The organism is Ferriphaselus sp. R-1, from assembly GCF_000746095.1.
In the GTDB taxonomy this organism is placed as follows: domain Bacteria; phylum Pseudomonadota; class Gammaproteobacteria; order Burkholderiales; family Gallionellaceae; genus Ferriphaselus.
On record NZ_JQKP01000011.1, the window covers coordinates 50,697 to 74,251 of the forward strand.

Below are 23,555 nucleotides of genomic sequence, written 5' to 3' on the forward strand. Positions count from 1 at the left end.
GGCCACGCGGGTTTCGTCCTGCTTCGCAGGCTATGGATTGAATGACTGGATTCCCGCGTGCGCGGGAATGACGGCGCTGCATATTGTTCATGCCAGCGCCTCCACCACGCGCAAAGTGCCGTCCAGCAGGTGGCGCATCTCGTCTGCGCTGATGACGTAAGGCGGCATGAAATACACCGTGTTGCCCATCGGGCGCAGCAGCAGGCCGTGCTCCAACCCCAGACGGAAGGCACGCTGGGCGAAGTCGGTGTGCGGTGTTTCCACCTCGAAGGCCCAGATCATGCCGGTGTTGCGGAAGTGTCGCACCTTGGGATGCCCCCGTAGCGGTGCGGCGAGCTGGTTGAACAGCGCTGCCTTGGTGCGGTTGGCGGCGATCACGTCGTCGGCGGCAAAGATGTCCAGCGTTGCTAGTGCGGCGCGGCAGGCCAGCGGGTTGCCGGTGTAGGAATGCGAGTGCAGGAAACCGCGCGCCACTTCGTCAGCATAGAAGGCCTGGTAGACGGCATCGGTGGTCATTACCACCGACAGTGGCAGATAACCACCGGTGATGCCTTTGGAGAGCAGCAGAAAGTCGGGAGAGACCCCAGTCTCCGTTCGTCCTGAGCCTGTCGAAGGATGATCGGAGACTGAAAGCGAGGCTGCGGCAGACGCAGCCCGGACGGTGGCCTGTTCGCAGGCGAACATCGTCCCCGTTCGCCCCATGCCGACGGCGATCTCGTCGGCGATGAGGTGTACGCCGTACTGCGTACACAGCGCGCGCGCGCGGCGCAGGTAAGCCGGGTGGTACATCGCCATGCCCGCCGCGCCTTGCACCAGCGGTTCAAGGATGAAGGCGGCGATCTCCTGGTGGTGGCGTTGCAGATGCGCCTCCAGTGCATCGGCGCAACGCAGGGCGTAATCCTCGGCGGACTCGCCCGTTTCGGCCTCGCGCCAGTCCGGGCTGGGTACGGTGGCGTTCTGCCGCACCAGCGCGCCGTAGGCATCCTTGAACAGGGCGACATCGGTGACCGACAGCGCACCCAGCGTTTCGCCGTGGTAGCTGTTGGCCAGGCTGATGAATTGCGATTTTTTCGGCTGGCCGTGGTTGCGCCAGTAGTGGGCGCTCATCTTGAGCGCGATTTCGGTGGCCGAAGCGCCATCGGAGGCGTAGAAGCAATGCCCCAATCCGGCCGGGGCGAGGGCGCGCAGGCGCTCGGAAAGCTCCACCACCGGCTCGTGGGTAAAACCGGCCAGCATCACGTGTTCCAGCTTGCCGAGCTGATCGGTCAAAGCCGCGTTGATGCGCGGGTTGCAATGGCCGAACAGGTTGACCCACCAGGAACTCACCGCGTCCAGATAGCGCCGCCCGTCGGCATCCTCCAGCCACACGCCCGCGCCGCGCGCGATAGGCACCAGCGGCAAAGTCTCGTGCCGCTTCATCTGCGTACAGGGGTGCCAAACGGCAGCGAGGGATCGGTTCAGCAGGTCGGGATTGGGCATGTGCATCGAGCTTTCAAAGTGCGGCCTTTGTATACCAAGGGACGTTCGGGCACAAGCCCGCCATCACGCCGGATGCGTATCTCCTAGCCTGTCCAGCCTAGATATACCGACATATTGTGCTCACCCGCAGCCACGCACAGAATGCGCCACAGCAGGTTTGACTACTGTGTAATACGTAGATCACTGACGGGGGAGGCGAAATGAACGATGTCGTAACGCATTTTCAGCGAGGGACCTTCGAGGAGCGCTACTGGCTCCCAGCCCACGAAAAACGGCGCGAGTCCGCGCTGTTCAAATCCAACAAGAAACTGCTCCGGGACGATTGCGGCGCGCCATGCTGGATCTGCGGCGCGACGGAAGACCTTGAGGTGCACCACGTGTTCGAGTGGGCATTCTGGAATGCGCTGGACCGGCGCAAGGTCACCGACATCCTCAAAGCCATCGAATTCTACGACAGCGACTACACCGCCCTGGCCAAGGACACAGATCGGCTACGGCAGGTACTGGCCGAACTGGGCAAGAAGAAGCCCTTGCTCACCAGCCCCGACGATGCGCGCAATCTGGTGGTGCTGTGCCGCGAACATCACCGGCTGAAGCTGACCGGCATCCATACGGTCTCCTTCCCGCTCTGGCTGGCCATCGCAGCGGTACCCATCAAGGATGCGGTGCTGACGCGCGAGCAACTGATGCTGGCCGTTTCCAGGGTAAGCGCGCTGGATCAGGAGCTGGCGGCCTATTCCGCCAACCACTACACACCTGCCTGAGGGAGGGAATATGGCGAATTTCGATCCTGCTTTTGAAAAGATGATACGCAACGAGGGCGGTTACAAACTCATCAACGTGGCTTCGGATCGTGGCGGACAAACGTACGCCGGGATCGCCCGCAACTATCACCCGAACTGGGCGGGCTGGCGTTACATCGATGCCAATGACCTGACCAACCTGCAACTCTCCAATCTGGTGGGCAGCTTTTACAAGACGGAGTTCTGGGACAAGCTGTCCGGCGATGCGATCACCCGCCAGATCACAGCTGAGTCGCTCTTCGATTTCGCTGTGAACGCCGGGGTGAAGACCGCATTGAAGCTGGCTCAGATCACTCTGGGGACCGTGCCGGACGGAAGCTTGGGGCCGGTGACTCTGGGGAAGCTGAACGAGATGGAAGAAAGTGTGTTCGTCCTCAAATTCGCGCTCGCCAAGGTCGCCCGCTACGCGGAGATTTGCAACAAGGACCGGGAGCAGAGCAAATTCCTGTTGGGTTGGATCAATCGCACGATCAGGGGGCTGGCATGAGTCTGGATCTATTGGGTATCAGCAACATCGTTTCCGGTGTCGGCAAGGTAGCCGACGATCTGTTCACCTCGGACGAGGAGCGGCTGAAGATCGCGCTGCAAGAGAAAAGCATCGAGGCCGATCTGGTCAAGGGACAGCTGGAGATCAACAAGGTCGAGGCGGGACACGCCAGCTTGTTCGTCGCTGGCTGGCGGCCCTTCATCGGTTGGGTCGGAGGCGTGGCGCTAGCCTACCAGTTCATCCTCTACCCACTGATGGTTTGGGGATGGTCGCTCTTCAAGGCGCACGGCTGGGTGCCTCCCACACTTGAACCGCCGCCTGTATTGCCCGCCGATCAACTCTGGGTGGTGCTATCGGGCATGCTGGGCATCGCCGGTCTGCGCAGCTTTGACAAGCTGAAGGGAACCGACACACCCACGGTAGGAAAGCCCAAAGCAAGCTGAGTCGCCTCGCCCGTGCAGGGCCAGACGCACTCAGATGACCCGGCCCAAACGGCCAACCGTTAACAAAGGAGAACCCCATGTCTTCAGCACTGCGCCCTCCCAGCCTCGGCCCCATCGTCGGCCACACTACCGACACGTCCGCCAGAGTGTGGATGCGGGGCAACGAATCCGATGACAGCCGCACGGTAGGTATCGCGGCACTCTATCTGAACGGGAAATACGTCAAACAGTCGGCCCGATACTTCCGGCTGAAACGGGAGTATGACCGGACCGGACTCGCCGATTTCATCGACATCAAGGCGGATACGCCGTATCTGGTGCGCATGGGGTCGCTGTCGCTGGATACGGCGGACCCTCATGATGCCACTCCCGACGAGGAGGTGTTCGGCCTGCTACCGCCTGCCGAGAGCTGGCTCAAACAGCTGGAAAGCCTGCCACTGGACACGGCTGCCGCCAACTTCCGGACGTTCCCCGGCGGCGAGGTGGACAAACTGTCGTTCATCTTCGGCTCGTGCCGTTATCCGGGGTTGCTGTGGACGAAGAAGCGCGCAGATGCGATCTTCGGAAGCATCCTGAAACGCTTCAACGCGCCGGGCGATGGCACCCAGCCACGCTTCTTCATGATGGTGGGCGACCAGATCTATGCGGACACGCTCCCCAAGGATCTGGGCATCGGGGTGGCGGACACCGAGGCGGAGTTCCGCGAGCGCTACATGAGCGCCTTCGGGGCCGCGAACACGCGCAAACTGCTGCAAAGCGTGCCCACCTACATGATCCTGGACGACCACGAGATCGAGGACAACTGGGTGCAAGGCCGGATACGCCGCTCCGAAAAGCGTCAGCTGTTCCAGATGGCCATCCAGGCCTACACCAGCTATCAGTGGTTCCACGGGCCGCGCAACTTCGGCAAATATCTGTATTACTCGTTCCAGGTGGGCGGCTTCCCCTTCTTTGTGGTGGATGGCCGGACGCAGCGCCTGCGCGATGACGAAGATTATGATCTGACTGACAATTACCTGCTGGGCCGCCCCGGCAAGGGGACTGGCTACCAGGGGCAGATAGACAATCTGGTGGACTGGCTGATCGAGCAGCAAAAAACCCGTGGCGACCGGCCCAAGTTCATCGTCACCGCCAGTGTGTTCGCCCCCAACGAAGTGCGCACGACCCGCAATGATCGCGAGAAAGCGCAAGACGACGCCTGGGCTGCCTTCCCCAACACGCGCCGGCATCTGCTGCAGGCGATCACCGACAACCACATCCAGAACGTGGTGTTCCTGTCCGGCGACATCCACTGCTCGAACGTGGCGGCGATCAATTTCTACGACAAGCAGAACGGGAAAGACAGTCCGATACGCGCTTACTCCATCACCTCGTCAGCATTCTATTGGCCCTACCCGTTCGCCGACGGCAACCCGCTAGATTACGTGCACAACTCCAGCAAGGAGAACGATGACTTCGACATCGGGAACGGCTGGATGATGCGCTACCAAGCCTGGAGCTTCGAGCAGGACGACAACTACACTCAGGTGGATCTGGACTGGAAACAGCGCAGCATGCGTATCCGCACGTTCAATCGGGATGGAAACCCCACCAAGAATAGCGAGACCGTTCCGCTTTAGGCGTGCTGGCTGATGTGTTCCAGACGATCGGTTTCGCGCTGCCGATTCTTGCGGCGGTCACGGTCGGCACGCAGCTCGATCAACACCGGCTGACGACGGATACGGCGACACAAGGTGCGCCGCTCATCCGTGCCGCTCTGCGGGTCACGCTTCTCCCGCCGAGCTGGCGCTGAGACCGCGTCAGCGACTGGCCGCTCGCTGGTCTCGGGATGGCGGGACGTTGGCTGGATCATGCCGTGCGGTTGCGTCGGCTTGACGGTGTGCTTCTGGGTCAGCGGGCCAGACGTGCGCCCCTCGGACAACTCCAATGGTCGCGGCAAGCTGGGTACATATCTCATCATCACCCCCGTTCAGTATCCGGCACTCACGCACCTGAGCCAAGGCGGCCGCCAGCCCCCTCCCCTTTCCACGGTGCCACCTTGAATAATAACGCCATTCCCGGCACGGCCAGCACGGCACACAGCAAAAAGAACCCGCTCCAGCCTAGCCCTTCGACCAGCCAGCCGGTCGTGGCATTGGCGAAGGTACGCGGCACGGCGGCCAAGCTGGTGAACAGCGCAAACTGGGTCGCGGTGTAGGCCGGGTGAGTGGTACGTGCGATGAAGGCGACGAAGGCCGCCGTGCCGACCCCGACACCGAAGGCCTCCAGGCCGATCACCAACGCCAGGTCGATGCGCTGCACCGCGCCGATTTCCGCCTGCGGCCCCAGCGTCGCCAGCCAGGCAAAGCCGAAAATCGCCAGCAATTGCACCGCACCAAACAGCCACAGCGCACGGTTGATGCCAATCTTCACCATCCACAGCCCGCCCAGCAGACCGCCGATGACGGCGGGCCAAAGTCCGGCGTTCTTGGCGATCAGACCGATGTCGGATTTGCTGTAGCCCATGTCCAGATAGAACGGCGTGGCCAGCGCGGTGCACAGGCTGTCGCCCAGTTTGTAGAGAAAGATGAAGGCCAGAATGAACAGCGCGCTGCGCCAGCCCTGCCGCCCGATGAACTCGCGGAACGGCTCGACCACCGCCGCGCGCAAGGTTTTCGGCTGCGCTGCGGCAGACGGTTCGCGCACCAGCAACGTCATGGCAATGCCCGGCAACATGAACAGCGCCGTGATCTGGAACACCGTAGCCCAGGCGAAATGGTCAGCCAGAATCAGCGACAGCGAGCCCGGTACCAACCCGGAGATGCGGTAGGCGTTGACGTGCACCGAGTTGCCCAGCCCCAGTTCGGCATCGGACAAGATCTCGCGGCGAAAAGCGTCCAGCGCAATGTCCTGGGTGGCGGAAAGAAAGGCCAGCAGCGTGGCGATAGCAACGATGGTAGCCAGCTCGGACTGTGGCGAGAACCCGCCAAGCAAGGCGATGCTCACCAGCAGCCCGACCTGCGTCAAAAACATCCACCCCCGCCGCCGCCCCAGCATGGGCAAGGCATAACGGTCGAGCAAGGGCGACCAGAGGAATTTCCAGGTGTAGGGAAACTGGATCAGCGCGAACAGGCCGATGGTCTTGAGATCGAGATGCTCGCTGCGCAACCACGCCGGAACCAGGTTGAGCAACAGATACAGCGGCAGCCCGGACGCAAAGCCGGTGAACACGCAGATCGCCATCCTCCGCGTGAACAACTGCTGCCAGACGTTCATTCTGCCCGCTTGAACCGGTACATCGCCGTCGCGCCCAGCAGGTTGGGCAGGAAGCCGACTTCGTTGCCGCCGGTCATCACGCGGCGGTCGAGGATGGTCAGGCGGGAGTTGGCGCAGAACATCTCGAAATCGTCCAGAGTGCAGAGGTGGACGTTAGGGGTGTCGTACCACTGGTAGGGCAGTTCGGCGGACACCGGCATCTGGCCGCGCAGGACGTTGAGGCGGGCCTTCCAGTAGCCGAAGTTGGGGAAGCTGACGATGGCTTCGCGGCCTACGCGCAGCATTTCGCTGACCAGCGGTTCGGTGTGGCGGGTGGCTTGCAGCGTCTGCGACAGGATGACGTAGTCGAACGCGCCATCTTCGAAGCCGGACAGGCCGGATTCGAGATTGCTCTGAATCACATCCACGCCGTTGTTCAGGCAGGCGACGATGTCGGCGTCGGCGATTTCCACGCCGTAGCCGCGCACCTGTTTGGTGTCGGCGAGGTGGCGCAGCAGGCTGCCGTCGCCGCAGCCGAGGTCGAGTACGGACGCACCCGCCGGGATCCAGCGGGCGATGGCGGCGAAGTCGGGGCGCAGGGTAGTCAGCGGGCTCATGCGGCGCACTCCTGGGCGATGCGGCCAAGGTAGGCGCGCATCACAGCGATATATTGTTCGTCTTCCATCAGGAAGGAATCGTGGCCGTGCGCCGAGGTGATCTCGGCGTAACTGACGCGGCGCTTGTTGTGCAGCAGCGCGTTGACGATCTCGCGCGAGCGCTCCGGCGAGAAGCGCCAGTCGGTGGAGAACGATACCACCAGAAACTCGGCCTGCGCCCGCGCCAGCGCGCGGTTCAGCTCATGCTCGTAGTCATGCGCCGGGTCGAAGTAGTCCAGCGCCTTGGTCATCAGCAGATAGGTGTTGGCATCGAAATAGCCGGCGAACTTGTCGCCCTGATAGCGCAGATAGGACTCGATCTGGAACTCGACTTCGTAGCCGTAGTTGACCTTGCCGTGGCGCAGCTCGCGGCCAAACTTGTTGGCCATCACGTCGTCGGAAAGATAGGTGATGTGGCCCAGCATGCGCGCCAGCCGCAGGCCGCGCTTGGGTACGGTGTGATGCTGGTAGTAATCGCCGCCGTGGAAATCCGGGTCGGTGAGGATGGCGTTGCGGGCGACGTCGTTGAAGGCGATGTTCTGGGCGGTGAGCTTGGGCGCGGCGGCGATCACCAGCACATGGCGCATCCGCGCCGGGTAAGAGAGCGACCATTGCAGCGCCTGCATCCCGCCCAGGCTGCCGCCGACGATGGCGGCAAATTGGCCGATGCCGAGCCGGTCGGCCAGTCGCGCCTGCGCTTCCACCCAGTCTTCCACCGTCACCACCGGGAAGGCCGAACCGTACGGCTGGCCGGTCTCCGGATCCAGGCTGGAAGGCCCGGTGGAGCCGTGACAGCCGCCGAGGTTGTTCAGGCCGATCACGAAGAACTGATTGGTGTCGATGGGCTTGCCGGGGCCGATCATGTTGTCCCACCAGCCCACGTTCTTGGGCTCGTCCGCGTAGACACCGGCGACATGATGGTGGCCGGACAGCGCGTGGCAGATCAGGATGGCGTTGGACTTGGCGGCGTTGAGCGCGCCATAGGTCTCGTAAACCAAGTCATAGTGCGGCAACACCGCGCCGCTCTTGAGCGTGAGCGGAGTGTCGAAATGCGCGCGCTGGGCGCTGACGATGCCTACCGAATTATCCAAGGTGTACCTCAAAACAAAACCCGCTCAGCTTGGGGCTAGAGCGGGTCGCCTCGCTTTAGCTGGTATGTTTTACGTGCCCCGCAAGCTGAACTCAAATCGGCACGGGGCGCAGTTTCCGGCATTTGTAGTTCGATGTCAATTCGATGCCGCCGCCTGCTCGCGTTAGAATGTCGCCCCGACTCCATGCCAGCGACTTTTCCATGCAGAACGAAACCACCCCCAGCCTGACGGTCACCGCGTCCGACCGCCGCCGCATCATCTTCGCCAGCCTGATCGGCACCACCATCGAGTTCTTCGATTTCTACATCTATGCCACGGCGGCAGTGTCGGTGTTTCCCTTGCTGTTCTTCCCCAAAGGCAACGATTCCACAGCCCTGCTGGCCTCGATGGCGACCTTCGGGGTGGCGTTCGTGGCACGCCCCATCGGCTCCATCCTGTTCGGCCATTTCGGTGACCGCGTCGGGCGCAAGGCCACGCTGGTCGGCTCCCTGCTGCTGATGGGCATCGCCACCTTCCTGATCGGCCTGCTGCCGACCTACCAGCAGATCGGCCTGTACGCCCCGACGCTGCTGGCCATCCTGCGCTTCTGCCAGGGACTGGGCTTGGGTGGCGAATGGTCGGGTGCGGCCTTGCTGGCGACCGAGACTGCCGCCCCCGGCAAACGCGCCTCGGCGGCGATGTGGCCACAACTGGGCGCGCCGTTCGGCTTCATCCTCGCCAACGGGCTGTTTTTGCTGCTCACCGCGTGGTTCAGCTACGACTCTACCCACGCCGACCCCGCCGATCCCTTCCTGATCTGGGGCTGGCGCATTCCCTTCCTGCTTTCCATCGGCATGGTGGTAATCGGCCTGTACGTACGCCTCAAGCTCAACGAGACCCCGGTGTTCGCCCGCGCCGTGGAACGTGGCGAACGACTGAAATCGCCGCTGATGGAAGTGCTGCGCAAGAACCCCAAGGAACTGCTGCTCGGCATGTTCATCATGGTCGCCACCTACGGCGTGTTCTACCTGATGACCACCTGGGTGCTGTCCTACGCCATCGGCAAGGTCGAGAACGGCGGCCTGGGCATAGGCTACAAGGATTTCCTCAAGCTGCAACTGGCCTCGGTGCTGCTGTTCGCGGCGGGCATTCCGGTGGCAGGGAAACTGGCAGACCGCTACGGACGGCGCAGCCTGCTGCTAGTCGTCACCCTCGCGCTCATCACATTCGGACTCAGCTTCGGCCTATTCCTTGCACCTGAGTCCATGGGCGCGGGCGGGCAGGCCGACCTCGGCCTGATGCTGCTGTTCCTTTGCACCGGCATGTCGCTGATGGGCCTCACCTTCGGCCCCATGTCGGCCCTGCTGCCGGAACTCTTCCCCACCCACACCCGCTACACCGGCTCCGGCATCTCTTACAACCTAGCTTCGATACTCGGCGCGGCGCTCACGCCCTTCGCCGCCGCCTGGCTGGCGCACAACCACGGCGCGGGATCGGTCGGCCTCTATCTGGCCGGGCTGGGATGCCTGTCGTTCATCGCCTTGTGGATCAGCAAGGAGACACGTGACCGTGACCTGGACACGATGGAAAGCACCGCCGCAACCGAAGGCATAGAATCGACCAGCCCGTGAGCCCGCCGGAGCAGGTTTCCCCGTCCCAAGCAGGTTGGGAAAGCCCGAGAATTCGCGTATATTCGCGGGTCGTTCCCACCTCCTGACCCAGCATGGAATACATCAAGATACGCGGTGCGCGCACCCATAACCTGAAGAACATCGACCTCGATTTGCCGCGCAACCAGATGGTGGTCATCACCGGGTTGTCGGGGTCGGGCAAGTCTTCGCTGGCTTTCGACACGCTGTACGCCGAGGGGCAGCGCCGCTATGTGGAATCGCTGTCCGCCTACGCGCGGCAGTTCCTGCAATTGATGGAAAAACCTGACGTGGACTTGATCGAGGGCCTGTCGCCCGCCATCGCGATCGAGCAGAAGGCCACCTCGCACAACCCGCGCTCCACCGTCGGCACCGTCACCGAGATCCACGATTACCTGCGCTTGCTGTTCGCCCGCGCGGGCGACCCGTATTGCCCCGACCACGACTTGGTGTTGCAGGCGCAGTCGGTGGGCCAGATGGTGGACACGGTGCTGGCGCTGCCGGAAGGCACCAAGGTGATGATCCTGTCGCCGCTGGTGGTGGAGCGCAAGGGCGAGCAGCTCGACCTGTTCGACGAACTGCGCGCGCAGGGTTTCGTGCGCCTGCGCGTGAACGGCGAGGTGTACGACATCAACGCCCTGCCCAAGCTGGAGAAGAACAAGAAGCACACCGTCGAGATCGTGGTGGACCGGCTGAAAGTCGCGCCGGACGCCAAGCAGCGGCTGGCAGAGTCGTTCGAAACGGCGCTGCGCCACGCCGAAGGCCGCGCGCTGGCGGTGGAAATGGACTCTGGCCGCGAGCATCTGTTCTCGGCCAAGTTCGCCTGCCCGGTGTGCAATTACGCGCTGCCCGAGCTGGAGCCGCGCTTGTTCTCGTTCAACAACCCGATGGGCGCTTGCCCCAAGTGCGACGGGCTGGGCAACATCAGTTTCTTCGATCCCAAGCGGGTGGTCGCCTTCCCCACGCTCTCCCTGAGCAGCGGTGCGATCAAGGGCTGGGACCGCCGCAACCAGTTCTATTACCAGATGCTCTCGGCGCTGGCCAAGCACTACGGCTTCGAGCTGGAAATGGCCTGGGAAAGCCTGCCGGAGCGGGTGCAGCAGATCCTGCTGTTCGGTTCCGGCAAGGAGGCGATCGCCTTCAACCATTTCAACGAGTTCGGCAAGCCGGTGGTGCGCGAGCATCCCTTCGAGGGCATCGTCAACAATCTGGAGCGCCGCTACAAGGAAACCGAGTCGCCCACCGTGCGCGAGGAACTGGCCAAGTTCCTCAACACCTGCACCTGCCCGGAATGCGGCGGCGCGCGCCTGCGCCGGGAAGCGCGCAACGTGCGCATCGCCGACAAGGATTTGCGGCAGATCAGCGCCATGGCGCTGCGCGACACGCTGGCCTTTTTCAGCGGGCTCAGCCTCACCGGCCAGAAACAGGCCATCGCCGAAAAGATCGTGCAGGAGATCGTCAGCCGCCTGGGCTTCCTCAACAATGTCGGGCTGGATTATCTTTCGCTGGAACGTTCCGCCGAAACCCTCTCCGGCGGCGAGGCGCAGCGCATCCGCCTGGCCAGCCAGATCGGCTCCGGCCTCACCGGCGTGATGTACGTGCTGGACGAGCCTTCCATCGGCCTGCACCAGCGCGACAATGACCGCCTGCTGGGCACGTTGAAGCGCCTGCGCGACATGGGCAACAGCGTGATCGTGGTCGAGCACGACGAGGATGCGATCCAGACTGCCGACTACGTGGTGGACATGGGCCCCGGCGCGGGTGAGCACGGCGGGCAAGTGGTGGCGCACGGCGTGCCGGAAGAAATTCGCGCCAACCCGGCTTCGCTCACCGGCGATTACCTGTCGGGCCGCCGCCGCATCGAAGCGCCTGCCGCTGCCCGCTCGCCCGACCCCGAGCGCACGCTGAGCATCGTCGGTGCCTGCGGCAACAATCTCAAGGACGTGACGCTGGAGCTGCCGGTCGGCCTGCTCACCTGCGTGGCGGGCGTGTCCGGCTCGGGCAAATCCACTCTGGTCAACGACACGCTGTACCACGCCGTGGCGCGCCATCTCTACGGCAGCAGCGCCGAACCCGCGCCGTTCGCCGAAATCCACGGGCTGGAATTCTTCGACAAGGTCATCAACGTCGACCAGTCGCCGATAGGCCGCACGCCGCGCTCCAACCCCGCGACCTACACCGGCTTGTTCACCCCGATCCGCGACCTGTTTGCCAGCGTGCCGACGGCGCGTGAGCGCGGCTACGGGCCGGGGCGCTTCTCCTTCAACGTCAAGGGCGGCCGCTGCGAAGCCTGTCAGGGCGACGGCGTGATCAAGGTGGAGATGCACTTTTTGCCGGACGTCTACGTGCCGTGCGATGTGTGCCACGGCCAGCGCTACAACCGCGAGACGCTGGAGGTGCAGTACAAGGGCCGCAACATCCACCAGATCCTGGCGATGACGGTGGAGCAGGCGCACGAATTCTTCGCGCCGGTGCCGGTGATCGCCCGCAAGTTGCAGACGCTGCTGGACGTGGGTCTGGGCTACATCACGCTGGGCCAGAGTGCCACCACCCTGTCCGGCGGCGAGGCGCAGCGCGTCAAGCTGTCGCTGGAACTGTCCAAACGCGATACGGGCCGCACCCTGTACATCCTCGACGAGCCGACCACCGGCCTGCACTTCCACGACATCGCCCTGCTGCTGAAAGTGATCCACAAACTGCGCGATCAGGGCAACACGCTGGTGGTGATTGAGCACAATCTGGATGTGATCAAGACTGCCGACTGGGTGATCGACCTCGGCCCGGAAGGTGGCGCAGGCGGTGGCCTCATCGTGGCACAAGGCACGCCGCAGGCGCTGGCCGACGATCCTGCCAGCGTCACCGGGCCGTATCTCAAGTCGCTGCTGGAGCGGATGCTCTGATCCGGGAGGGGCGCTTCCGCGCGCCGGTTCAGGCCGCGCCGCCGGCCAGAACCGAGAATCGCTCTATCGGCACTGGTCTGCCGAACAGATAACCCTGATAGGCACGACAGCCGCGCTGCTCAAGGAACGCCCGCTGCACCTCGGTCTCCACCCCCTCGGCGATCACCTCCAGACCGAGGTTGTGTGCCATCGCGATGATGGTCTGCACGATGGCTGCATCGTTCGGGTCGGTGGCGATGTCGCGCACGAAGGACTGGTCGATCTTGATCTGGTCCAGCGGCAGACGCTTGAGATAGATCAGCGATGAATAGCCCGTGCCGAAATCGTCCATCGAAAAACGCACGCCCAGGGATTTGAGTTCGCCCATCTTGCGTATCGTCTCCTCGACGTTCTCCAGCACCATGCTCTCCGTCAGCTCCAGTTCCAGCCTGGTCGGATCGGCCCCCGTGCGCACCAGCACGGCATGTACTTGCGCAACAAAATCCGGCTGATGGAACTGTTTGGCACTGACATTGACCGCCAGACGCAGATGGCTGGTGGCCGCATCGCCCTGCCAGGCCACCAGTTGCTGGCAAGCCGTGTCCAACACCCAAAGACCGATCTGGATGATCATGCCGTTCTCTTCCGCCAAGGGAATGAACTGTAGCGGCGACACCATGCCGCGCTGCGGATGCAGCCAGCGCAGCAGGGCTTCGGCCCCGAGTGCCCGCCCGGCAAAGCCGACCTGCAACTGGTAATACAGGCTGAACTGCCGTTGCTCCAGCGCGAGACGCAGATCGTTCTCCATGGCGGCTCGCAGCTCGATGGAGGTCTGCATCTGGGGATCGAAGAAACGGATGACGTTGCGCCCGGCTTCCTTGGCCTGATACATCGCCATGTCGGTCCAGCGCAACAATTCCTCCAGCGTATGCTCCTGACCACGGAACACGGTCACACCGATGCTGGACGAACAATGGTGCTCGATCAGATCGACCGTACCGTTGACACCGATTCGATGCAGACGGTAGGGCTCGGACAAGGCGGCACGGATCTTTTCCGCCACGGTTTCGGACTGCAACACTGCCGCGTCGAGATGCTCGGACAAGTTCTCCAGCATCACCACGAACTCATCTCCCCCCAAACGGGCGACGCTGTCCTCCTCACGGATGCAGGCCTGCAGTCGTTTCGACACCTCCAGCAACAGCAGATCGCCCACATCATGACCATACAGATCATTGATCTGCTTGAAGTTGTCCAGATCAAGGAACATCAGCACAGCATGCCGATGGCTGCGTTTGGAAGTGACCAGAAGCTTGCCCAAACGGTCGACCAACAGGCGGCGGTTGGGCAGCTTGGTCAAGGCATCGTAGAACGCCAGTTCATGCATCTGCTCTTCCAGTTTCTTGCGTGCCGTGATGTCGTGCACGATGGAAAACAGCAGCTCCTTGCCATCCACCTCCACCGGTGAGGCATAGACTTCGACCGACCGCATCTCGCCATTCGACAGGCGGTGGGTGCACATGAAATAGTTGCGCTCATTCCTGCGCGCCATCTCCCGCTCCTCCGCATCATGCTGGGGAGAATCGATGTTGATCTGGGTGATGTGCATGGCGCGCATCTCGACAGCGGCATAGCCGTAGAACTTTTCGGCCGCATGGTTCGCATCCACGATGTCACCGCTGTACGGGTCGACCAACATCATGGGCGAGGCATGATGCTCGAACATGTGGCGGAAACGCGCCTCACTGCTCTGCAGTTCGCGGGTACGCTGCGCCACCTTCTCCTCCAGCGTGACGTTGGCCTGCTGCAAGGCGAGCGAAAGGTCTTCGCGATCTAGCAAACTGATGCGCAGCCGCTTGCGGGTACGGGCCAAATGGATGGCCACACCGGATGCGGCCAGCAACAACACCAGCGCGCCACTCAACAGCGACACGGCATATTTGCGAGAGACATCGCGGAAATCAAACTCATGCGCCCGCTCCGGATTGACCTTCAGCCGCGCCATCATGGCTTCCACCTGGGAATAGTTGCCGGCGGGAGAAAAGCCGAAGTATTTGCCTTGCACTGCCGCGTGCTCCTGCGGCTGGATGTTCAGCAAGGCGAGCGTCACTTGCTTGACCAACGTGTCGGACGCTTCCGGCATGGCAGCGAACGGCCACTCGGGGTAGAGCTCGGTGGAAAGCAACTGCGGAAAAGCCGCCTTGGGCTGCAAGTTGAGCACCTTGAATTGATCCAGGCGGATCTTGCCGTCACGCGCCAAGCTCTCAAGTATGCCGGTGCGCACAAACCCGACATCGGCCTCGCCCGCCAGGACGGCCATGACCACCTTGTCGTGCGGCATGCCCGTGAAGCGGATCCCGGCAAGGTCTTTGACCTCGATCCCCTGCTTGTAGAGCTGCCAGCGTTGCATCAAATAGCCGCCTAGCGACTGCTCCGCCGGCGAGGCGACCATTTTGCCCTTGATATCCTCCAGCGTGGCGATGTCGGTGCGCTCGGCGCGTGTCAGGATCACGCCCCCGAACGTCGTCACCGGATGCCCTTCGGCCAAGGGCATCAAGGTGGCCAAGACCGTCAGACTATGGTCGACCCGCACATTGATGTAATGCTCCGGATTGGTCAGCACGAAATCAAATTCGTGGCGATTCACGGCCAGGTCCAGCTCCTTGTAATACATCGGGACCACGGTAAAACGGTAGCCCGGCACATGGGCACTCAAATAATCCGCCGTAGGCTGCCATTGCTTGAGCGTTTGCTCCAGGGGGCGGAAGGAGAGCACCCCGATTTGCACCGTGCGCCCCTCCGCAGTGGCCCAGGCCGTGGAGTCCGGACAGGACCAAGTCAGCAACGACACCAACAAGAGCAGGATCGCTCGGCTCATGCTTCCCTCCCTGACAACAAGGCGGCCTCGAACTCCGGCCCGGCGACCGGCCTGCCGAACAGATACCCCTGATAGGCGCGACAGCCGCGCTGTGCCAGGAACTCCCGTTGCTCGGGTGTCTCCACCCCTTCAGCGATGACCTCCAGGTCCAGGCTGTGTGCCATCGCGATGATGGTCTGCACGATGGCCGCATCATCCTGATCGGTAGTGATGTCGCGCACGAAAGACTGATCGATCTTGATCTGGTCCAGCGGCAGACGCTTGAGATAGCTCAGCGATGAATAGCCCGTGCCAAAGTCATCCATTGAGAAGCGCACACCCAAAGCCTGCAACTCCTCCATCTTGCGTATCGTCTCCTCGACGTTCTCCAGCACCATGCTCTCAGTCAGTTCCAGCTTGAGACGAGAGGCCGATATCCGGTTGTCCGTCAAGCAGGCTCGCACCTGTGCCACGAAATTGTCCTGACGGAACTGGCGTGCGCTGACGTTGACCGCGAGTGTCAGTGGGGCCAATGCCGGATGCTGCTGCCAGCGGGCCAGTTGGGCACAAGCCGTCTCCAGCACCCACCGTCCGATCGGGAGGATGAGTCCACTCTCCTCCGCCACCGGGATGAAGCGGGCTGGCGACACCATGCCCAACACCGGATGCCGCCAGCGCAACAACGCCTCCGCACCGAGCGGCTGGCCCTGACCGTCCACCTGGATCTGGTAGTACAACTGCAACTCCTCGCGCGCCAAGGCAACACGCAGCGCGGACTCCAGCTCGCTGCGTGCGGCCAGCACCGACTGCATCTCCGGATCGTAGAAGCGAAGGGTGTTCCGCCCACCCGCCTTGGCCTGGTACATGGCCATGTCAGCATGGACGAACAGCGCCTCCATCGGCTGCTCGTGATCGCTGAACAGCACGATACCTATGCTCGGTGAGGTATGGTAATCGCCCCCTTCGAGCCGGTAGGGACGGCCCAACTCGACCCTCACCTTTTCGGCCATCGCTTCCGCCTGCGCGGCAGCCTCCGCTGCATCGGCACTCAAGTCTTCCTGCACCACCACGAACTCGTCACCACCCATGCGGGCCACACTGTCGCCCTCGCGCACGCACGCCTGCAAACGGCGCGCCACTTCGACCAACAGCGCATCACCGATGGTGTGGCCCCGGGTATCGTTCACCGTTTTGAATTGATCCAGGTCCAGCAGGATCAGTGCGCCATGACGGCCACTGCGGGCGCTGCTGGTCATCGTTTGTTGCACCCGGTCGTACAACAAACGACGGTTGGGCAGCCCGGTGAGGGGGTCAAAGAAGGCCAACTGGCGTATCTGCACCTCGGTCTGTTTCTGCTCGGTGATGTCATCGTAGATGCCCAGCACGCCGAACACCTTGCCGTCGTTGTCGTGCAGCGGCACCTTGGAAGTACGCAACCAAATCTCCCGACCATCCGGCGTGGTTTGCGGTTCCTCGAACCCGAGTTTGGGGGTATCCGACTGCATCACACGCACATCATCGGCACGATACAGCTCGGCCTGGGCACGCCAGCCCATCGCGAAGTCGTCCCTGCCGACCAGCTCATCCGGTCGCTGCAGACCGGCATCGCGGGCAAACAGGCTGTTACAGCCCAGATAGCGCGACTCGGTATCCTTCCAGAACACGCGTGCGGGCACGTTCTCCAACACCGAGCTCAGCATCTCGTTCGCTGAGCGTAATTCGAACTCGGTCTGTTTCTGGTCGCTCAGGTCGATGAAAAACGTGAAGGTCCGCGCGCCGCCCGAGAGTTCCACCCGCTGTGCGGACACCAGCAAGGGGAACTTCGACCCATCCTTGCGCAGCCCGATCGTCTCATAGATGCTTTCCACCGGCAGCCCTTGGGCGCGGCGACGGATCTTGTCCAGTATCTGCTCACGGCGCTCGGCGGCGATCAATGCCAGCAAGGATTGGTCCCGCACCTCGTCGATCGAGTCATACCCGAACATGCGCAGGCACACCGCACTCATGTCGACGACGATGCCGTCACACGAGAAGCCCACGCCTATGGGACTGAGTTCCATCAAGGCCCGGAAGCTGACCTCGCTTTGCTGCAACATGGACTCCAGTTGGCCGCGCTGAGCCGCCACAGCGGCCTGGTGCGCATCGTTCTGGCGACACAGTTCGATGGCTTTGGCGAGATTGGCCATCACCGGCTGGAACATCTGGGTCAGCGGCAGTTCGCTTTCCGGCATCTGCGGTGCGAGCAGGATGATGACACCGCTATCGCCGATCGGCAGGCGCAGGAAGGCGCGGTAGCGTCCGGCGGAAGTGGGCAGTCGTTCCAGCAAGGCACGGGCCTCTTCCTGCCGCTGGCCGTAACCGCGCAGCAACGCTGCCGGGAACCGCAGCACCTGGCCGCTGGACTGCGCCAGCTCATAGTCCCCCACCACCGCATCCAGCCGGGCGGACAACATACCGTCAGGCGCGTCTTCCTCGGGCAGTTCGAGACAGACGAAGCCTGCCGGATACGAAGTGTAGTAGAGCAAGCGCTGCAAGGTGCGCAGCAACAGGGGATTCAGACTAGTCTCGCCCCCGATGACCAGTGCCATTTCGTACAGGATGGGGAGGACTTGTTCGCGCTGCATCTAGAGGATGATGAACGATAACACTGGCGATCTCACCACAGCGCTGCAACCAGCGTTGCGTTGTGGAACAGCGGGTAACCCCATAACGTGGAGCCGCCGATCTCGCCCAGCGACAAGGCTCCGGCGACCTGGGCCGCGCCGGTACGGCGGACGAACTCCTGCACTTCGGTGGTGGCGGCCTCAACCCCCATGTGCAGACGACGTCCGGCACAGTAGAACAGCATCACGTCCTCATCGACGGAGCCACCGTTCAAACCAGCCAGCCCTTGGGTCAAGGCATCCAGCGTCTGCGCAGAATCGACCTGCGGTGCCTCCAGCAGTGCGAGCACGGCATTGGCCGGGACTTCACCCACACAGAACAGCGAGCCATCCTCACCCAAGGCGACCGGGATGCGCACCACCACGTTGTGATTGGCGCGGACGATGCCGAAAGGGAAATGTACGCCGTATTGGTAGAAGTTCTCGCGGGTGATCTCGACCCCGAACTGCGCCCGCACCAACTCCTGATAGACCTCGAATGCGGGTCGCCAGTCGATCTGCACGATGCGATTGCCCTCGGTGGTAGTGGCCGTGATGTTCCGGGCCGGTACGCAGTAACCATGCTCCAGGATGGCCCCGTGATGCGGCGTGAGCAACATCACCAGCACGCCGTTCTGGATCAAGCGCTCACCGTCGAACAAGCAGGGCATGGGCTGGAAAGTCTCGCTGCCCGCATTGGCCCCGGCGTAATGCACGCGGTTGGCCAGTTGCAGATAGACCTCGTCGAGCATGGTGGCGATGTTGGGCACCAGCGCATCGAACAGCATGAACAGGGTGGCGGGCGATGAGTTGTCGTTCAAGCGGGGTCGCACCTCGGCGACGATCTCGGATGCCGCCCGCACCGCTCCGCCACGGCCCGGCTCCAAACCTTCATGCAACGCCACATACGGCATCTCATCGAAGCGCAACAACCAAACGCCATCGCGGGTGAAGCCAGAGTCTGCGATCAACTCGGGGAACACCCCGCCCACCAGCGGTATGCCGCGCTGACGGCACACGTCTTGTACCAGCGGGACGTATTCCCGACGCGCTTCGGGCACCATGGCCAGAACCCCCATCGACGGATGGCTGATCTTCCACTCGTCCAGCACCTTCGCCAGCTCGCTCGCGTCGGGCGTCGCGCAGTAGTGCATACATGACCGTTTCATCGGAAACCTCCCGTCAACGTCGAATCTTGGCTGCATTATGCGGGCTTGCGCCAGCAGGGGCAACCGATCAGGCTAGCGCTCAGCTGGCTGCTTGCAGCAGTCGGGCGACATAACGCGACACGCCCTGATCGACGTTCAGGAACTCGTCGGCGTAGCCGATCTCGCGCAGCGCCGCCATGTCGGCCTGGGTGTAGCTCTGATACTTGCCCTTGAGCGCATCCGGAAAGGGGATGTAGCGGATCAACTCGCGGCACAGCATCTCTTCCAGCGTGAGTGCTTCCTCACCCTCGGCGACGCGCAAGGCATTCAGCGTCGCCACCGCCACGTCGTTGAAGCTCTGCGCGCGGCCCGTGCCCAGATTGAAGATGCCGGACTTGTCGCGGTTCTCCAGAAAGAACATGTTCACCTTGACCACGTCCTCCACCGACACGAAATCGCGCAACTGGCCGCCGTTGGCATAGCCTTCGCAGCCCTCGAACAGCTTCACATAGCCGTCGGCGCGGTACTGGTTGAAGAAGTGGAAGGCCACCGAAGCCATGCGTCCCTTGTGCTGCTCGCGCGCGCCATACACGTTGAAATAGCGCAGGCCGACGACTTGTGCGTTGAGCTTGTCCCAGCGGCGGCGCACCACCTGGTCGAACAGGAACTTGGAATAAGCGTACACGTTCAGCGGCGACTCGAACTCGCGCGACTCGGTGAAATTCGGCCCCATGCCATAGACCGAGGCGGACGAAGCGTACAGGAAGGGGATGTCCTCGTTCTGGCAGTGGTTCAGCAACTCCAGCGAATACTGGTAGTTGTTGTGCATCATGTAGCGCCCGTCGGTCTCCATGGTGTCGGAGCACGCGCCCTCATGCAGCACCGCCTCGACCACGCCGTCGAAGTAGCCGGTCTCCAGCTTGGCCATGAACTCCTCCTTGTCGAGGAAGTCGGCGATCTCGCAATCCACCAGATTGCGGAACTTGTCCGCCTTCTTCAGGTTGTCCACCGCGATGATGTCGGTGATGCCGCGCTCGTTCAGCGCCTTGACCAGGTTGGAACCAATGAAGCCTGCGGCTCCCGTAACGATGTGATACATGCTCAAACTCCTTCCAGTTCATCCCGGCTGACCACTGCCGTACCCAATTTACCCACCACGATGCCGCCAGCGCGGTTCGCCACATGCACCGACTCGGCCATGTCTGCGCCGCTCGCCAGCATCACCGCCAGCGTGGCGATCACCGTGTCGCCCGCACCGCTGACATCGAACACTTCGCGCGCCTGCGCTGCCTCGTGATACACGTCGCCCGCGCGGAACAGCGTCATGCCTTCCTCGCTGCGCGTCACCAGCAAGGCCTCCAGCCCCAGTTCGACGCGCAGTTGCTGCGCCTTGGCCGTCAGCTCGTCGTTACTCTTCCAGCCGCCCGCCACTTCGCGGAACTCGCTGCGATTGGGCGTGAGCAGGGTCGCGCCCTGATAGCGCGCGTAATCGTCGCCCTTGGGATCGACCAGCACCGGCTTGCCCTGCGCCCGCGCCAGACGGATCATCTCGGCGATGTGCGTCAGCCCGCCCTTGCCGTAATCGGACAGCAACACCACGTCGGCATCGGCCAGACGGATGCGGAACTCGGCCAGTTTGGCATTGAGCACCTCGTGGCTGGGTGCAGTCTCGAAGTCGATGCGCAGCAACTGCTGCTGGCGCGCCACCGCGCGCAACTTCACCGTGGTCGAGATGCCGGGGTCGCGATGCAGCGAGGCGTTCACCCCGCCCTGCCCGACCAGCAACTTTTCCAGACAATGCCCGGCTTCGTCGTCGCCCACCACCGACAGCAGCGTGGCTTGCGCGCCCAGCGCCGCGATGTTGCGCGCCACGTTGGCCGCTCCGCCGGGACGTTCCTCGACGCGCGACACCTTCAGCACCGGCACCGGCGCTTCCGGCGAGATGCGCTCCACATCGCCGAACCAGTAACGGTCCAGCATCACGTCGCCCACCACCAGTACGCGGGCGTTCTCGAACGATGGCAGCTTCATGCCAGCCCTCCGATATCTTGGGAAATGGTTTGCAAGGCGCGCAAAGGATCGGCGGCCTGCGTGATGGGACGGCCGATGACCAGATAGCTGGAACCGGCTTCCAATGCGGCGCGCGGAGTCATGATGCGGGTCTGGTCGTTGGCTGCCGCATCCGCCGGACGGATGCCGGGAGTGACCAGACAGAACTCTTTACCGCGTTGTTGGCGTAGCAGCGCGGCTTCCTGCGCCGAACAGACCACGCCATCCAAGCCGCTGTCCGCCGCCAGTGCGGCCAGGCGCTGCACCATCTCGGCGGGGGTGGCGTTGAGGCCGATGCCGTTCAAATCGTCCTGCCCCATGCTGGTGAGCACGGTGACGGCGATCAATTTGGGTCGCTTGCTGACCTGTGCCAACGCTTCGCACGCAGTCTCCATCATCTTGCGGCCGCCCAGCGCGTGGACGTTGACCATCCACACGCCCAAGCTCGCCGCCGCTTTGCAAGCGTGTGCGGTGGTATTGGGGATGTCGTGGAATTTGAGGTCGAGGAACACGTCGAAACCGCGCTGTTGCAAGCTTTCCACGAGTTGCGGGCCAGCGCTGGTAAAGAGTTCTTTGCCGACTTTCAGGCGGCACAGCGCGGGTTCAAGGCGGGCCACCAGTTCCAGTGCAGGCGCGGCGGCGGGGTAGTCGAGGGCGACGATGATCTTCGGGTCGTTCATAGGGGGAATCCAGCTTCTTCGGTACGGCGCGGCGGGTAAGTGTCCCAGCCATGACAGGCGGGGCAATGCCAGTGGAATTGACGGGCCTTGAAGCCGCACTGGGTGCAGCGGTACATGGCCAGCGAACGGGTGCGCTGATGCACCAGGTCCCGCACCAGTTCGACATCGGCCCGGCGGTCATCGGGTGCATCCAGCAAGCGCGCCTCCAGCAACTTTTCCAGTCCGAGCAGGCTGGGGTTGCGATGCAACTCCCCACGCAGCAAGGCATAGGCAGCCTCCAGTCCCTGACGCTGGCGCACGGCATCGAACAGCACGTTCATCAGATCGAGCGAAGGGTAGTTTTGCTGGTAGCGCTGCAACAAGACCAGCGCCTCATCCTCACGCCCCAGCGAGCGGTAGGCATTGAGCAGGCGCTCGGCCACCAGCGGCAGATACTGCGCATCCTGGTGCTCGATGTTCTGCCAGGCGGCGATGGCCTGTTCGGGGCGGTCACCCGACAATTCGAGATCGCCCAACATCAGCGAGGCATGCACCGCTTTCGGCCAAGTGTTCAAGGCCTGTTCCAGATACTGGCGTGCCTGCCCGGACTGCTGTCGCGCCAGCGCCTCGGCTGCCAGCTCGCAACAGAACGCCGCCGCCTCGCGGTCTTGCTGCTGACCGGTGAGCAAGCTCATGCGCTGCGTGACCTCGATGGCCTTCTGCCAATCCTTTTCCTTCTGATAGATCTCCAGCAGGAAATCCAGCGCCTGTTTGGCGTACGGAGAATCGTGCAGCTCCAGGAAAGTCTGTTCGGCGCGATCCAGGATGCCGGCGCGCAGATAATCCTGGGCCAGCTCGAACAGCGCCTGCTGTTTCTTGTCCTTGTCCAGATCGGCGCGCTCGACCAGGTTCAAATGCATGCGCAAAGCGCGATCCACCTCGCCGCGCCGACGGAACAGGCTGCCCAGCGCGAAGTGCAGCTCGATGGTCTGCGGATCGACCTTGACCACCTCGATGAACGCATCGATGGCCTCGTCCTGCCGCTCGTTGAGCAGGAAGTTCAGTCCCTCGAAGTAGGAGCGCGGCAAGGCACTGGATTCATCCACCAGTTGCTTGATGTCGATACGTGCCGCCAACCATCCCATGCCAAAGAACAGCGGGAAGATCAGCAACATCCAAAGTTCAAATTCCATAATCCGTTCAAGAAGGCTGAACGTGGGAGCGCTGCATCTGCTCCACGTCCGCCAGAGTATTCTTCAGGCGCAGTTCGCGCTCCAGGCGCAATATCTCACGGCGCTGCCGCAACAGTTTCCCCAACAGCGCCAGCATGCCGACGAGCACACCGGCAACGAAGAACACCAGTAGCGCCACCACCAGCGAGGCGCTCCATTCGTAGCCCATGAAATAGCGCAGGATCACCGTCTGGTCGTTTTTGACGGCGAATCCCAGCACCAGCAGAAAGATCGCCGCCCGCAGCGGCCACAGCAGAAATCGCATGAT

Annotated in this window: 19 protein-coding genes; 6 read left to right on the top strand and 13 right to left on the bottom strand. The window is 62.8% G+C overall.

All coding sequences use genetic code 11. The annotated features are described in order from the left end of the window. Positions 1 to 87: 87 nt before the first annotated feature. Positions 88 to 1,479 carry an aminotransferase class III-fold pyridoxal phosphate-dependent enzyme gene (locus DM08_RS07945; protein ID WP_081908835.1) on the bottom strand — a complete coding sequence of 464 codons (1,392 nt, stop codon included), beginning with the start codon at positions 1,477 to 1,479 and terminating at the stop codon, positions 88 to 90. Between the two features lie 200 nt (positions 1,480 to 1,679). Between DM08_RS07945 and DM08_RS07950 the strand changes: the two genes are divergently transcribed. The 4 genes from DM08_RS07950 (at position 1,680) to DM08_RS07965 (ending at position 4,831) form a co-directional block, all read left to right on the top strand. Next, complete coding sequence (locus DM08_RS07950; protein ID WP_035384125.1) at positions 1,680 to 2,243, top strand: hypothetical protein; 564 nt, start codon at positions 1,680 to 1,682, stop codon at positions 2,241 to 2,243. Between the two features lie 10 nt (positions 2,244 to 2,253). After that, the gene (locus tag DM08_RS07955) at positions 2,254 to 2,769 is read left to right on the top strand and encodes a glycoside hydrolase family 108 protein (RefSeq protein ID WP_035384126.1); all 516 of its coding nucleotides are present in this window, start codon (positions 2,254 to 2,256) and stop codon (positions 2,767 to 2,769) included. Next, positions 2,766 to 3,212 carry a holin family protein gene (locus DM08_RS07960; RefSeq protein ID WP_051937992.1) on the top strand — a complete coding sequence of 149 codons (447 nt, stop codon included), beginning with the start codon at positions 2,766 to 2,768 and terminating at the stop codon, positions 3,210 to 3,212. The genes DM08_RS07955 and DM08_RS07960 overlap by 4 nt, the downstream gene beginning before the upstream one ends. Positions 3,213 to 3,289: 77 nt before the next feature. Beyond that, on the top strand, positions 3,290 to 4,831 hold the full coding sequence (locus DM08_RS07965; RefSeq protein WP_051937995.1) for an alkaline phosphatase D family protein: 1,542 nt from the start codon (positions 3,290 to 3,292) through the stop codon (positions 4,829 to 4,831). On the opposite strand, the gene DM08_RS07970 is transcribed toward DM08_RS07965, so the two are convergent. Genes DM08_RS07970 through DM08_RS07985 form a run of 4 tightly spaced genes read right to left on the bottom strand, consistent with a single transcriptional unit; the run spans position 4,828 to position 8,193 of the window. Continuing rightward, complete coding sequence (locus DM08_RS07970) at positions 4,828 to 5,172, bottom strand: hypothetical protein (RefSeq protein WP_161780278.1); 345 nt, start codon at positions 5,170 to 5,172, stop codon at positions 4,828 to 4,830. The genes DM08_RS07965 and DM08_RS07970 overlap by 4 nt on opposite strands. A 23-nt stretch (positions 5,173 to 5,195) precedes the next feature. Continuing rightward, positions 5,196 to 6,467 (bottom strand): AmpG family muropeptide MFS transporter, encoded by a 1,272-nt coding sequence (locus DM08_RS07975; protein ID WP_035384128.1) that lies wholly within the window; start codon positions 6,465 to 6,467, stop codon positions 5,196 to 5,198. Further along, complete coding sequence (metW, locus tag DM08_RS07980; RefSeq protein WP_035384129.1) at positions 6,464 to 7,063, bottom strand: methionine biosynthesis protein MetW; 600 nt, start codon at positions 7,061 to 7,063, stop codon at positions 6,464 to 6,466. Before metW ends, DM08_RS07975 begins: the two co-directional genes overlap by 4 nt. After that, the gene (locus DM08_RS07985) at positions 7,060 to 8,193 is read right to left on the bottom strand and encodes a homoserine O-succinyltransferase MetX (protein ID WP_035384130.1); all 1,134 of its coding nucleotides are present in this window, start codon (positions 8,191 to 8,193) and stop codon (positions 7,060 to 7,062) included. Before DM08_RS07985 ends, metW begins: the two co-directional genes overlap by 4 nt. A gap of 200 nt (positions 8,194 to 8,393) precedes the next feature. Here DM08_RS07985 and DM08_RS07990 point away from each other — a divergent pair, with 200 nt between their 5' ends. Together DM08_RS07990 and uvrA are read left to right on the top strand one after the other, a co-directional pair. Next, the gene (locus tag DM08_RS07990) at positions 8,394 to 9,803 is read left to right on the top strand and encodes an MFS transporter (protein ID WP_088177608.1); all 1,410 of its coding nucleotides are present in this window, start codon (positions 8,394 to 8,396) and stop codon (positions 9,801 to 9,803) included. Positions 9,804 to 9,895: 92 nt separating this feature from the next. Continuing rightward, a complete protein-coding gene (gene uvrA / locus DM08_RS07995; RefSeq protein WP_035384131.1) occupies positions 9,896 to 12,721 on the top strand; it encodes an excinuclease ABC subunit UvrA in 2,826 nt (941 codons plus the stop codon). A 28-nt stretch (positions 12,722 to 12,749) separates the two neighbouring features. Here the strand turns inward: uvrA and DM08_RS12305 are convergent, their stop codons facing one another. The 8 genes from DM08_RS12305 to DM08_RS08035 all read right to left on the bottom strand — a co-directional run bounded on the left by DM08_RS12305 (position 12,750) and on the right by DM08_RS08035 (position 23,552). Next, positions 12,750 to 15,578: an EAL domain-containing protein gene (locus DM08_RS12305; protein WP_051937999.1), complete on the bottom strand. Its 2,829-nt coding sequence runs from the start codon at positions 15,576 to 15,578 to the stop codon at positions 12,750 to 12,752. Then, the gene (locus DM08_RS08005; protein WP_051938001.1) at positions 15,575 to 18,181 is read right to left on the bottom strand and encodes a putative bifunctional diguanylate cyclase/phosphodiesterase; all 2,607 of its coding nucleotides are present in this window, start codon (positions 18,179 to 18,181) and stop codon (positions 15,575 to 15,577) included. The genes DM08_RS12305 and DM08_RS08005 overlap by 4 nt, the downstream gene beginning before the upstream one ends. A gap of 32 nt (positions 18,182 to 18,213) precedes the next feature. Continuing rightward, a complete protein-coding gene (locus DM08_RS08010) occupies positions 18,214 to 19,368 on the bottom strand; it encodes an FIST signal transduction protein (RefSeq protein WP_035384132.1) in 1,155 nt (384 codons plus the stop codon). A 79-nt stretch (positions 19,369 to 19,447) separates the two neighbouring features. Further along, positions 19,448 to 20,446: an ADP-glyceromanno-heptose 6-epimerase gene (gene rfaD, locus DM08_RS08015; protein ID WP_035384133.1), complete on the bottom strand. Its 999-nt coding sequence runs from the start codon at positions 20,444 to 20,446 to the stop codon at positions 19,448 to 19,450. A 2-nt stretch (positions 20,447 to 20,448) separates the two neighbouring features. Continuing rightward, entirely contained in the window at positions 20,449 to 21,378 is a 930-nt protein-coding gene (gene rfaE1, locus DM08_RS08020) for a D-glycero-beta-D-manno-heptose-7-phosphate kinase (RefSeq protein WP_051938003.1), read from the bottom strand. Continuing rightward, complete coding sequence (gene pyrF, locus DM08_RS08025; RefSeq protein ID WP_035384134.1) at positions 21,375 to 22,076, bottom strand: orotidine-5'-phosphate decarboxylase; 702 nt, start codon at positions 22,074 to 22,076, stop codon at positions 21,375 to 21,377. The genes rfaE1 and pyrF overlap by 4 nt, the downstream gene beginning before the upstream one ends. Next, entirely contained in the window at positions 22,073 to 23,248 is a 1,176-nt protein-coding gene (gene lapB / locus DM08_RS08030) for a lipopolysaccharide assembly protein LapB (protein WP_035384135.1), read from the bottom strand. Before lapB ends, pyrF begins: the two co-directional genes overlap by 4 nt. 7 nt (positions 23,249 to 23,255) lie before the next feature. Next, the gene (locus tag DM08_RS08035) at positions 23,256 to 23,552 is read right to left on the bottom strand and encodes a LapA family protein (RefSeq protein ID WP_035384136.1); all 297 of its coding nucleotides are present in this window, start codon (positions 23,550 to 23,552) and stop codon (positions 23,256 to 23,258) included. Positions 23,553 to 23,555: the final 3 nt, after the last annotated feature.